This window comes from Chitinophaga niastensis, assembly GCF_003014755.1.
Taxonomy (GTDB): Bacteria; Bacteroidota; Bacteroidia; order Chitinophagales; family Chitinophagaceae; genus Chitinophaga; species Chitinophaga niastensis.
Map to the genome: position 1 here is coordinate 119,320 of NZ_PYAW01000001.1, position 11,770 is coordinate 131,089.

Here is an 11,770-nt window from a genome sequence, read left to right on the forward strand (position 1 = left end):
TTTGGGCTTGTCAGCTCAAATGAATTGTTAAACTATTACCGGCGGGGCCTGTAATCCGTCTTATTTCTTGCTCAACAGGGAAGTGAAGGGGTGCCGGAGGTGGCCATAGTTAATCATATCTACCACAATATTTCCAACAGAAATAGGGCTTTCTATGCGTAATGGCACTTTGTTTGCGTCATCGCTTACCCATACCGACATTTTCTCTCCGCCTTCAAAGATGGTTCCTTTAATCAGCAGGGGTTTGAATTTAATAGCCCGGAATTTCCCGAACTTGGTATCCACTTCCTCTTTTCCCATATATCTTATGTAGATATTATACACCTGGTCGTCCAGGAACATGGCGAAAGGGATCTTATCTCCGGCGTTATACTTGCTGAAATCGATATTGCGGGCGTAATAGATAGCGCTGATCACGTCCTGCACACAAGGTGGCACCGTAAAAGTGCCGTTGGTGCTGATAGCCTGATGACCAGCCTGGTTAAATACCACATTGTTATAGATCTTATATCCGCCTTCATTTACATTGCGCAGAAATTTCAGTGGCTGCAGGGTGGCGGTGTCGATAAAGCTTTCGTATTTATCGCGTACTTTAAAGATCCAGTCGTATGCGCGGTAAGTTTTCCCATCGCCGGTTACATGGTATACATCGCGGTTGGCAAAACGTTCGAGGACGCTGGTAAAAATGGCTTCACCTGCGCCTACGTACATTTTACCGAGGTTATAATACACTTTGAAGGTAATGGTCTCTCCTGCATTAAAACTGGAATTACGGATAGAGCAGAAGTCGTTTTGGGCTTCAACGGGTTGAATACAGGTGATTACTAGAACTATGAGTAGAAGATACCTCATTGGTGGAAGCTATTTTTCCTTAAAAATTTTTACTCCTAAAAGCAGCACGCTTCCTAAAACGGCCGGCAGCACAAGGTTGATTAGCCATATCCCTACAGTTGCTGCTATAATAGCCGCTGTATTGGAACTGAGCAACCCAAGAAAAAAAATACTCACCTTTCCGCGCACTCCCAGTTCAGCGATAGCAATGGTAGGTACTACCGCCATTACAAGATAAATTATGCTGTTCAACAAAAAGGCTTGTATCCACAGAAATTCCAGTCCCAGTGCGTCCAACAAAATCAAATACTGTGCCGAGAAGACCATGTACCGGAGGGCTGAAAGTAGCAACAGGTAACGTAAATCGCCGGATGAGTATTTCACAATGATTTGCACAAACACCTTTACTTTACGAAGGAAAGGTATCTTTTCAAATACAGACAGAATAATTTGCAACCGAAAATATAACAATATCGTCAGGGCACAAATAACTACCAGTGTTCCTAACAGTATTTTTTGCCAGAAAGTGGTGGTAGTATAGGCATGATCCTTTACCAGCGTGAAGTTATTGACATAATAGATCAAGCCAATTAACCCAAAGATAATAGTCACGATCAGTTGACTGAAACTACCCACAATAGTGGCAGCTATCGCTTTAAGCTTGTTTTTATTTTTCAGGTAAAGAATGCGTCCACCGTATTCGCCTACACGATTTGGTGTGTTAATAGAGAGCGATACCCCCGAAAGAATAGCGCTGAAAGCCCGTAAAAAAGATACTTCCTCCAGTGGTTTAACTACCTTTTGCCATTTCCGTGCTTCCAGTCCCCAGTTAAAAAGCATGAGGATCGATACTATGAAGATGCCCATCCATCCTCTTTGTTGCAGGGAATCACCCATCTGCAACAATGACTGCTGCAGATTATCGCGATGAATCAATTGCGAATAAATAGAGTATGCCAGCCATGTAAAAAGCCCCGCCCCTAATAAGTAATTGAGAATTATTTTGGTACTTTTGTTCAGATAGTAAGATTTTGGCAAAAATAAACTGTGGTTGGCAAACAAGTCTAAAATAATTCTCGGCATTGACCCCGGTACCCTCGTAATGGGCTATGGGCTTATACTTATAGAAGGAAAAAAAGTTAGTCTTATTGACATGGACGTGCTAAAACTATCTAAATTTAAAGATCACTACGAAAGACTACAGCTGATTCATAGCAGGGTACATGAACTTATTCATCAGCATAAACCCAATAGTTTTGCCATTGAAGCTCCCTTTTTTGGCAAGAACGTGCAAAGTATGCTGAAGTTGGGTCGGGCGCAGGGTGTGGCTATCGCTGCAGCGATGCAGGGAGGTCTTCCCGTAACAGAGTATTCCCCTAAAAAAGTAAAACAATCTGTTACCGGCAATGGTAACGCTGATAAAGAACAGGTATGGCTCATGCTTCAACGCATACTGCAGATTACAGAACGGCCTGATTACTTTGATGCTACAGATGCCCTGGCGGTGGCCGTTTGCCATTTTTACCAGGAAGGCAGTCCACTTGCAGGTATTTCTAAAGCAAAAGGTTGGGACAAGTTCCTACAACAACACCCCGAAAGGATTTCAAAGTAATAACTCCGGCACTAAAAGGTTATTTCATAATTCCGTAAATTGTAGTTACTTTGGTTGAAATTCATCGGCCCATTAAAAAAGCTAACCGACAGTGTGTCCGGACAATAGCAAACTATGAAAAATGACCATCATTTGTTGTACCGTATTTGTACAACAAGCTTTTTTATTTTAATCAGCATCAGGCAGATATGAAAGCAAGAATCCTATTGGTGGAAGATGATCAATATATTGGTGCGGTAACAAAGAAACGATTGGAGGAAGCGGGCTATGATGTAGTCCACAGTATTGATGGCCAGGCAGCCTGGGAACAGTTCCAGTTACGCTCATTCGATATTTGTTTGCTGGATGTAGTAATGCCCAAAAAAGACGGCCTGGAACTGGCACAGCAAATCCGTGAACTTAACGACCTCGTTCCTATATTATTCCTCACTTCCAAAAATGAAAGGGAAGACAGAATCGCCGGCCTGCAAACCGGCGCAGATGATTATATCAGCAAGCCTTTCAGCATGCAGGAACTGATCCTGCGCATTGAAGTATTTCTGAAAAGGACCATGAGCCGGAGCAAAGACAAGTCCCATCTCTTCGCAATAGGTAAACTCACCTTTGATTATGAAGACTTGCGTCTCTATTCCGAAACCGGCGAAGTATCTATTTCTCTTACACAAAAAGAAGCAGACCTGTTAAAATATCTCTGTAACAATCCCAATAAAACATTGAAAAGAGAAGACATCCTCTCTCATGTATGGGGAAAAGATGATTATTTCCTTGGCCGCAGTATGGATGTTTTTATCACCAAGCTCCGGAAACATTTTAAGTCGGACCCCCAAATTAAACTGGAAACTGTTCATGGTGTCGGGTTCCGGTTCAATATTCCGGCAAAATAATCCTTTACAAAGCAGCTATTATCTGCGCTTGTATCTCCTTAAATTCTTCTACAGACAACTTCAGTTTACTGCGGGTAAAATTCATGTCATCCGCTGAATTGATCGGGATAAGGTGCATATGCGCGTGCGGCACTTCCAGGCCCACTACACTTACCCCTATACGATTACACGGCACTACTTTTTCTATCGCATTTGCAATAGGTTTGGCAAACACCAACCATTCCTGCAACAGCTCATCAGATACATCAAAGAACTTATCCGTTTCTGATTTGGGAACCACCAGCGTATGCCCTTTTACCAGCGGGAAAATATCCAGGAAAGCGTAAAAGTGTTCGTTCTCCGCAATTTTATAACTGGGAATCTCGCCCTTGATAATTTTCGTGAATATGGTCATATGGATGTTGAGATTATTTATTTGACAATAAAAAAGGGGCTGCATTCAGTGCAACCCCAGCAAATATCGTGAAAAAGTGCCACCGGCGCTTATACAGTAATGTTATCAATCCTGAATTTAATAGCTCCGTTGGGCGCCTGTACTTCCGCCACATCACCCACTTGTTTGCCAAGCAGGCCTCTGCCAATGGGAGAAGTAACAGATATTTTCCCCAGTTTCAAATCGGCTTCCGTTTCAGACACCACCTGATAAGTAACCGTTTTCTTATTGGCTACATTAGTAATGGTTACTTTACACAGGATAGATACTTTGGAAGTATCTATAGCATCAGCATCCACTATACGGGAAGCTGCAATGGCATTCTCCAGTGTTGCAAGCCGGGCTTCATGCAGACCCTGTGCTTCTTTGGCGGCATCATATTCGGCATTTTCCTTCAAGTCACCCTTTTCTCTTGCTTCTGCAATAGCGCGTGCGATCTCTGCCCGTCCCTTGGTTTTCAGGATGGATAGTTCACTCATCATTTGCTCCAGGGTTTCTTTCGTAACGTAATTTATGCCAGACATAACCTGCTGTGTTTTTTTGGTTATAAGAAAAAAAAATCAACGCCTCCATTTGCACAGAAGCGTTGTTACTGGTATTATTGCAAATATAATGAATTTTGTACAAAGAAAAGAATAGTCTTTTCCGAGTCAAATAAATTGATAATCAATTATTTAACTCAGATTTATAAACCCCGGGAGGGATTTATATAATGTTTAATTTCTCTAATACAATACGCGCCATCTTAATGCTGGCTTCGTGTGAATAACCCGCTATATGCGGTGTTACTACTACATTGGTAGCCTTCAGTAAATAAGCCAGCTGCTCTTTCTCTTCGCTGTTATATGTTTCTAGTTTTTCATTCTCTAATACATCCAGACAGGCACCTGCCAGCACACCACTTTGCAGCGCTGCTATCAGGTCGCGGTTATTCACCAGCTTACCCCTTGCCGTATTCATGAACCATACCGGCCGGGCAAATGAGCTGAAAAAGGAAGCATTTGCCAGGTGCCGTGTTTCTTCGGTCAGTGGTAAATGAAGGCTCACCACATCTGCCTCATTAAACACCTGCTCCATGGTGGCTTCTTTCACAGCAGCTGTGCCAAAGCCCTTTTTGTATTTATCGTAAGCCAGGATATTCACATCAAAGCCCTGCAGTTTATGCGCCAGGGTACTGCCGGTGTTACCGTAACCTATAATGCCTACCGTTTTACCGTTCAGCTCATAAGCCCGGTTGCCGTCCCGCTCCCAGATACCTGTTCTCAGCTCCAGGTTGCTTTTCAACACATTATTCAGCAGGCACAGCAGCATACCCACCGCCTGCTCTCCTACCGCATCCCGGTTACCTTCCGGGCTGCTTACACAGTGAATACCTTTGCTTTCCGCATAAGGCACATCTATCAGTTCCATGCCGGAACCCAAACGGCCTATCCATTGCAGTCCTTTTGCCTGATCAATGATGTGCTTGTCTACCCGTATGCGGGTAGTAACGATCAGCCCTATACAATCCTTGATAGTGCTGTATACTTCATCATGAGAAATAGAAGGCTGGTAGATTACTTCAAAGCCTTTGTTTTCCAGTTGATCAACTAAATACGGATGCGTCTTCGCTGTAATTAATACTTTCCTGCTCATATCATCTTATGGGATAATGCTGCAAAATCAGCTACACTCAATTCTTCTGCTCTTTTGGTAAAGATTGGGTCCTGTAACATCAGCTCCTTATCAAACATAGTCTTCAACGGATTGCGCAATTGCTTGCGACGCTGACCAAAAGCGGTCTTCACCAGTACAAAAAATTTACGCTCAGAAGCAATATCAGCAGGTTGTTCCAGCCTTGTAAGACGGATCACCCCTGATTTCACTTTGGGTGGCGGATTGAAGCAGTTTTCATGTACTTCAAATAAATATTCTATTTTGTAAAATGCCTGTAACAGCACACTGAGAATACCATATTCCTTGTTGCCATGAGGAGCTGCAATACGCTGTGCCACTTCTTTCTGGAACATCCCCACTATTACATCCACGTGTGAGCGCCATTCCAGCACCTTAAACATAATCTGGGTAGAAATATTATACGGGAAATTACCGATCAGGTGAAACTGACCCTCAAAAGGTAATGTGGCATCCAGGATACTTTCATTGATCAGCTTTCCCTGGATATCCGGGTAGGTTTTTTCCAGGTACTGCACCTTTTCCCTATCAAGCTCTATGGCTTTGAACTGTATGCCCGGCAGCTGCATCAGATACTTTGTAATGGCGCCCGCACCGGGGCCCACTTCCAGCACTTGCTGGCCTTCTATTACAGGTAACGACTCAACGATTTTTCTGCAGATATTCTCATCTGTGAGGAAATGCTGGCCGAGTGATTTTTTTATTGTATACATGTGTGAAGCGCAAATATAAAGCATTATCAGCTTTTAGCGGTTAGCTTTTAGCAGTTAGCTCTCAGCGATGAATAGTCAGCTATTTTAAAAAGGGATATACAATACCCAGGTAGCTTTTGTGTGCAGTCCAGCTAAAAGCTAAATGCTAACCACTAAAAGCTTTATATTTGTCCCTCATTGAGGCAATACAGCATGAGTACTACCCAGATCAACAAACCGGTTATAGGCATCACCATTGGTGATATCAACAGCATTGGCGCGGAAATTATCATCAAAACGTTTATAGATCCACGGATGATGGAATTCTGTACGCCGGTGATTTTTGCATCTAACAAAACCATCAACTTTTACCGGAAGCTGATGAATGAGAATAATTTCAACTACCAAAGCATTAAAGACTTCACCCGTCTTAATCACAAACAGGTGAATGTATACAACTGCTGGGAAGAAGAAGTACAGATCACTCCGGGGGTATTGAATGAAGCCGGCGGCAAATACGCTGCACGCGCACTGGAAGTAGCTATTCAATGTATTAAAGATGGCTATATACAAGGACTGGTAACAGCTCCTATCCATAAAAATAATGTACAAAGCGCCACCTTCAACTATACCGGTCATACACCTTATCTTAAAGCATCCTTCAATGCTAAAGATGTACTGATGTTCATGACCGCGGATAACATGCGTGTGGGCCTGCTCACAGAACATGTGCCGGTAGCGGAAGTAGCAAAATATGTGACCAAAGAAAACATCCTGGGCAAGTTGCAGCTGATGAAAGAAAGCCTGGTAAAAGATTTTGGTATTGATCAACCCCGTATTGCTGTATTGGGTCTTAACCCCCATGCCGGTGATGATGGATTGATAGGAAGAGAAGAAATAGACCACATTGCCCCTGCGATCAAACATGCCAAAGGCAATGGTATCCTGTGTTTCGGCCCCTATAGCGCCGATGCATTTTTTGCCCGCGAAATGTTTAAACAATTCGATGGTGTATTAGCGATGTACCACGATCAGGGACTTATTCCATTTAAATCACTGGCAAGTGGCCAGGGTATTAACTATACTGCAGGACTGGCCGTTGTACGCACCTCTCCTGACCACGGCACTGCCTTTGACATTGCCGGTAAAAACGTAGCAGATCCGGACTCCTTCAGACAAGCCATCTTTACCTGCCTGGAAATTCTGGAACAACGTGAACGTTATGCCGAAAACAATAAAAACCCCCTGAAGAAAACAGAACTGGCATCGGAGTAGCCTTTAGCAATTAGCTATTAGCGTTTGCCCGCATTCAGATATGATTGAATAGAAGTAACGTAATTTTCAAAGGCTTTTTTGCCTGTGGATGTTATTTTACAAATAGTTTGCGGGTAATTTTCTTTAAACTGCTTCACGACCGTAATGTACTCCGCATCACGCAATTTATTGATCTGCACACTCAGATTGCCCGCAGTTGCATTGGTTTTTTCCTTCAGGGAAGTAAACTCTGCTTCCTTTTCACTGATCAGCAACGACATAATAGCCAGCCGCAATTGTGAATGTAATACCGGGTCCAGATCTTTAAAGTCCATGAATATAGTTTTGATTTAGCTACTTAAATACTTAGTTATTTTGAATCAACGGGTTATCTACCAGTGAAACAAAATAACTAAATATCTAAATAATAAAAATTCCTTACTAAATTATTGCGCCTTTGCCAACAGCTGACGGGTATATGGTTCGCCCCAATGTGGTGCAATATTACTCTCCGGTTTAAAAGCTGCAAACTTCTCCAATGCTAATTCAAAAGTGGTTTTAGCTCTTGACTTACTGCCACCAAATTGTTCCGGTGTAAATAATAATGATTGTCCCTGTAACATATAGATGCGGGGATTTTCCGGATTGTAGGCCTTGGCCTGTTCCAGCAATGAAGCTGCTTCTGCTCCATACTTCATACCTCTCGTCATTGGATCTACAGTGAGCCTTGCAGTTGCTACCAATGAACGGATGCAGGCAATTTCAGAGTTCTTTTGACTCAGTGCTTCTGCTTTGTCCAGGTTAGCTTCTGCCTTATCTGCCAGCGGATCAATCTGGCTCTTATCTTTTAGCATAAATGTCTGCATTACTTCTGCGTATGCAGCATAATAGTAAGGCAGCCACTGATTCTTTTCGGCATCAGCGATGCGTTCAAAGGTGTTTGCTTTTTGCTGCAACCCATCAGGGGTAAATGTACTGCTACTATCCAGTTCAGCAGTTTGTTTACTCATTGCATCCTGGTATTGCGCACTTTGTGCCATGGCAGCCATAGCCACGCCACCTGTAAGAAAAAGAGAAAGAAAGATTCGTTTCATATTTATAATAATTAGAGGTTATTAATAACATCTTGTCTTCTGTCAATTCCAAAATTCATGAACATCCCCACAAAAATAAACCGTGGTACATTAGGAACTACCTCATCACGACGCAACCCGTCAGTAGAATAATGATACCCAAATACCTGTTTGTTACCCAATACATTACTCACCGATAAAACAAATATGGTGAAGGCTTTGTGGATACTGGTAAGATAACTTACGCTAAGTCCCAGGGCATTGTAATCTATTGTTTTCTCAGACATAAATTTATTCAGCGGCAAATTAGGATCATAATAAGGTCTGCCGGTAGCAAACGTATAGGTGAATCCCAGATTGGTTTTAAGCTTGGTAAAAAAATGTTTGTATACAAGGCTTGCTGTATGACTGGATGCAAAATCAGGCTGCACCTGGTAAGGATAATTCAGGTAATTACGTTTGGTATCGAGATAAGAATAAGATATCCAGTAGTCCACGTTCTTAAAGGTTTTTCGGTCACGCCAGAAAACTTCTACGCCTTGCGCATAGCCGTCACCGTTATTGCTTAAAGTGGGAACCGTTTTAATGAGGTCATGATATTTTTTATAGAACAGTTCTGTGCGGAAAGTATAGTCGCTAGCTACGCGCTGATAGCTTAGGATATAGTGCGTTGCTTTCATATAGCCAAGACCGTTATCAAAGCGTACATACTGCGGTTCCGGTTTCTGATAATAATCGCCATATGCTACGGAGAACTGACTATAATTATCTAACTTATATGCCAGCGATACGCGTGGGGCAAAATTCATTTTACCTAATACAGAAGAGTATTCCGCACGACCACCTACACGACCTACAAAGCTGGGTGTAAAATATATATCCGACTCTGCAAAAGCAGCTGTGTAATTATCTACATAGCTCGCTTTGTTCTCATTAAGTGCAGATTTCTCCACTGCATATTGATATTCTGCTCCCAGTCGAAGCACTGAAAAACGACCCAGGTTTTTGTAAAACATCAAACGGGATTGGGTCAGATCTGAGCGTACTTTAATGAGAGAGGGTGCAGGATTTTTCAGCAGTGTATCTGCTTTAATATTATCTGTGTTGGAACTGAAAGAAGTACCCAGGTACAGGTGCCAGTCGTGCCCGATGTTTTCACGATAGGTAAGGTTCGTATAGGCGTTATTGTTACGCAGCTGAAAAGATTCTGTATAACCAGGATATTCAGTGCTATTGGAATTAAAGCCCATCTTACTCCAGTTACCATATCCGTAAAATTTAATCATACCGGTGGCAGATGTTTTTCTGCGGAAATTAACAGAAGTACCAATAATTTCAGGCCCGAGATTAGGTGCTCTTTTAGGCTTTGCGATGTCAAAATACGGTGCCAGGTTAGTATAATCAGCTTCTACTCCATAGGATGTTCTTTTATCTCTTGAAAGATTATCCACCCCTGCATTTACACCGATCACCGAAAGACCTAAAGAAGAAGAAGAACGCTGCGGGAGATCCTGTGATTCCAATATCAGGGCCGAAGACAATGCCTGTCCGTATTGGGCAGAATAGCCGCCACTGCTGAAAGTAGTACCTTTAAACAGGAAAGGGGAAAAGCGCCCGCGGCCTGGCATATCCGGTAAGCTACTGGAGAAAGGATTCCTGACTAACATACCATCAATCAATGTTTGTGTTTCATAGCCTGTACCTCCACGTACAAACAGACCTTCGCGGTCGTTGGTTTGTTGTGCTCCCGGCAGGGTTTTGATAGCATTCGCAATATCTGCGCCGGCGCCGGCTGTAGTTACAATATCCAGCGGTTTCAGCACCGTACCTTTTTTATCATCGCTGGCTTCAAAGCTGCCGGCAGAAATAGTTACCACACGTAATGCGTTCATGGCATCTTTCATTACTATATTCAGTTGCTGATCAGTAGCTGTATTGATCTTTAATTCCAGTGTTTGATATCCCATTAAAGCAGTGGTCAGTAGCTGATCACCAGTGGTGGCAGTGGTGAAGGAAAAGCTACCATCAGCTGCTGTAGTGGCGCCATCGTATGAACCTTTTATAGATACATTTACACCTGGTAAAGGACGTTTTTTATTATCAACCACTTTACCGCTGATTTTGCTCTGAGCCAACGCCAGCAAAGGTGAAAATATAAGGAGATATAGATAAAGGTTGAACTTCGACATAGTAGGGCGTTAAATTTTAAATAAAACTAAACTAGTTTATATTATAAACCAAATTTAATTTAAAATAAGCAGCCAACTCACCCGCAGTAGGTAAGGTTGATTTTCTTTCCCGAATGGATTTAGAAATACCGGGGACTGCTGATACGTGTTTTCTTTTTACTAAACAGATAACCGATTGATATTTCATGAGAGCCCGCCTGATAGCCTGCTAATTTATTAATAGAGAGATCATAGGAATAACCAATCCTTAATTGCGGAGTAGCGTAAAATTCCACCATTGCACTGGCGGCATCCAGTTGTTCAAGGTCTTTAGCCAGTGCAGGTTTGCTCCATAGTTTCACTCCCGTTCTGTAGGAACCACCTATCCATAACTTTTCGGCTATAAGTAAAAAGGCGGTCAGATCTACATTTGTAGGCCCTTTAAAATCTTCCTTTATCATCAGCGAAGGTTTTAATTTCAGGTTCTCTGACAGATCCAGCAAATAACCCGCTCCTACATATAAGTGCTGTGTTTTACGAAGTGTTGAATAATTATATCCTCCCCAGTAGTAACGGAAATTAGATGTGTATAACGAAAAAAGATCCATCACAGATGCACTTAAATAAAATTTAGGGGTATAATAATAAACACCGAAACGTGCATCTGGTACTATCTGCGAAGTTTTACCCAATGGCAAAGCCTGGTCCAGGTCATCCACATATTTCAGCGCATTACCATCAATGCTGTATTGGGTGATACCTCCACCTAAACCAATACACAAACGCCTGGTACCTTCATCTCCCAAAGGAATGCGGTAAGAGTAAAACCCGTAAGCAGACAATGTTTGCTGCGGCCCCAGGTTATCAACCATCACCTGTGCCCCCACACCTACCCTTTCATCAGGTGCATTGGTAAGGCCGTCAATAGAAACCCCGCCCGTTTGAGGGGCACCCGGAAAATCAACCCATTGATGCCTGTAAATCGCATTCAGGTACCAGTCTCCTTTATACCCGGCATAAGCAGGATTCACACTCAGCATATTAAACACGTACTGACTGAACTGCACATTCTGTTGTGCACTGGCCTGTAAGGCAATGCAGCAACACAGTATTGATAAAAAATTTTTCATCGCTGATATGCATTTATTT

General features: G+C 42.6%; 13 protein-coding genes. 3 read left to right on the forward strand and 10 right to left on the reverse strand.

Going from position 1 to position 11,770, the window contains the following annotated elements:
* Positions 1 to 60: 60 nt before the first annotated feature.
* The gene (locus tag CLV51_RS00550; RefSeq protein ID WP_106526067.1) at positions 61 to 852 is read right to left on the reverse strand and encodes a DUF3108 domain-containing protein; all 792 of its coding nucleotides are present in this window, start codon (positions 850 to 852) and stop codon (positions 61 to 63) included.
* Between the two features lie 9 nt (positions 853 to 861).
* Complete coding sequence (locus tag CLV51_RS00555; protein WP_158266894.1) at positions 862 to 1,869, reverse strand: lysylphosphatidylglycerol synthase domain-containing protein; 1,008 nt, start codon at positions 1,867 to 1,869, stop codon at positions 862 to 864.
* Positions 1,870 to 1,882: 13 nt separating this feature from the next.
* On the opposite strand from CLV51_RS00555, the gene ruvC reads away from it, so the two are divergent.
* The gene (ruvC, locus tag CLV51_RS00560; protein ID WP_106526069.1) at positions 1,883 to 2,443 is read left to right on the forward strand and encodes a crossover junction endodeoxyribonuclease RuvC; all 561 of its coding nucleotides are present in this window, start codon (positions 1,883 to 1,885) and stop codon (positions 2,441 to 2,443) included.
* Between the two features lie 188 nt (positions 2,444 to 2,631).
* Entirely contained in the window at positions 2,632 to 3,327 is a 696-nt protein-coding gene (locus CLV51_RS00565) for a response regulator transcription factor (protein ID WP_106527541.1), read from the forward strand.
* A 4-nt stretch (positions 3,328 to 3,331) separates the two neighbouring features.
* Here CLV51_RS00565 and CLV51_RS00570 read toward each other — a convergent pair whose 3' ends face one another.
* The 4 genes from CLV51_RS00570 to rsmA form a co-directional block, all read right to left on the reverse strand.
* On the reverse strand, positions 3,332 to 3,721 hold the full coding sequence (locus CLV51_RS00570) for an HIT family protein (protein ID WP_106526070.1): 390 nt from the start codon (positions 3,719 to 3,721) through the stop codon (positions 3,332 to 3,334).
* Positions 3,722 to 3,810: 89 nt separating this feature from the next.
* Entirely contained in the window at positions 3,811 to 4,284 is a 474-nt protein-coding gene (greA, locus tag CLV51_RS00575; protein WP_106526071.1) for a transcription elongation factor GreA, read from the reverse strand.
* Between the two features lie 181 nt (positions 4,285 to 4,465).
* A complete protein-coding gene (locus CLV51_RS00580; protein WP_106526072.1) occupies positions 4,466 to 5,395 on the reverse strand; it encodes an NAD(P)-dependent oxidoreductase in 930 nt (309 codons plus the stop codon).
* Complete coding sequence (rsmA, locus tag CLV51_RS00585) at positions 5,392 to 6,147, reverse strand: 16S rRNA (adenine(1518)-N(6)/adenine(1519)-N(6))-dimethyltransferase RsmA (RefSeq protein WP_106526073.1); 756 nt, start codon at positions 6,145 to 6,147, stop codon at positions 5,392 to 5,394. Before rsmA ends, CLV51_RS00580 begins: the two co-directional genes overlap by 4 nt.
* A 192-nt stretch (positions 6,148 to 6,339) precedes the next feature.
* On the opposite strand from rsmA, the gene pdxA reads away from it, so the two are divergent.
* Complete coding sequence (gene pdxA / locus CLV51_RS00590) at positions 6,340 to 7,401, forward strand: 4-hydroxythreonine-4-phosphate dehydrogenase PdxA (protein WP_106526074.1); 1,062 nt, start codon at positions 6,340 to 6,342, stop codon at positions 7,399 to 7,401.
* Positions 7,402 to 7,418: 17 nt separating this feature from the next.
* Here the strand turns inward: pdxA and CLV51_RS00595 are convergent, their stop codons facing one another.
* The 4 genes from CLV51_RS00595 to CLV51_RS00610 form a co-directional block, all read right to left on the reverse strand.
* A complete protein-coding gene (locus CLV51_RS00595) occupies positions 7,419 to 7,715 on the reverse strand; it encodes a winged helix-turn-helix domain-containing protein (protein WP_106526075.1) in 297 nt (98 codons plus the stop codon).
* A 111-nt stretch (positions 7,716 to 7,826) separates the two neighbouring features.
* Positions 7,827 to 8,474: a hypothetical protein gene (locus tag CLV51_RS00600; RefSeq protein WP_106526076.1), complete on the reverse strand. Its 648-nt coding sequence runs from the start codon at positions 8,472 to 8,474 to the stop codon at positions 7,827 to 7,829.
* An 11-nt stretch (positions 8,475 to 8,485) separates the two neighbouring features.
* Positions 8,486 to 10,642, reverse strand: coding sequence for a TonB-dependent receptor (locus CLV51_RS00605; protein ID WP_106526077.1), 2,157 nt, complete (start codon positions 10,640 to 10,642; stop codon positions 8,486 to 8,488).
* 119 nt (positions 10,643 to 10,761) lie between these two features.
* Positions 10,762 to 11,751 (reverse strand): PorP/SprF family type IX secretion system membrane protein, encoded by a 990-nt coding sequence (locus tag CLV51_RS00610; protein ID WP_106526078.1) that lies wholly within the window; start codon positions 11,749 to 11,751, stop codon positions 10,762 to 10,764.
* Between the last annotated feature and the right edge of the window lie 19 nt (positions 11,752 to 11,770).

Coding starts and splice junctions, on each gene's coding strand:
- CLV51_RS00550 (WP_106526067.1), bottom strand. CDS start 852: ATGAGGTATCTTCTACTCATAGTTCTAGTAATCACCTGTATTCAACCC.
- CLV51_RS00565 (WP_106527541.1), top strand. CDS start 2,632: ATGAAAGCAAGAATCCTATTGGTGGAAGATGATCAATATATTGGTGCG.
- CLV51_RS00570 (WP_106526070.1), bottom strand. CDS start 3,721: ATGACCATATTCACGAAAATTATCAAGGGCGAGATTCCCAGTTATAAA.
- greA (WP_106526071.1), bottom strand. CDS start 4,284: ATGTCTGGCATAAATTACGTTACGAAAGAAACCCTGGAGCAAATGATG.
- CLV51_RS00580 (WP_106526072.1), bottom strand. CDS start 5,395: ATGAGCAGGAAAGTATTAATTACAGCGAAGACGCATCCGTATTTAGTT.
- rsmA (WP_106526073.1), bottom strand. CDS start 6,147: ATGTATACAATAAAAAAATCACTCGGCCAGCATTTCCTCACAGATGAG.
- pdxA (WP_106526074.1), top strand. CDS start 6,340: ATGAGTACTACCCAGATCAACAAACCGGTTATAGGCATCACCATTGGT.
- CLV51_RS00595 (WP_106526075.1), bottom strand. CDS start 7,715: ATGGACTTTAAAGATCTGGACCCGGTATTACATTCACAATTGCGGCTG.
- CLV51_RS00600 (WP_106526076.1), bottom strand. CDS start 8,474: ATGAAACGAATCTTTCTTTCTCTTTTTCTTACAGGTGGCGTGGCTATG.
- CLV51_RS00605 (WP_106526077.1), bottom strand. CDS start 10,642: ATGTCGAAGTTCAACCTTTATCTATATCTCCTTATATTTTCACCTTTG.
- CLV51_RS00610 (WP_106526078.1), bottom strand. CDS start 11,751: ATGAAAAATTTTTTATCAATACTGTGTTGCTGCATTGCCTTACAGGCC.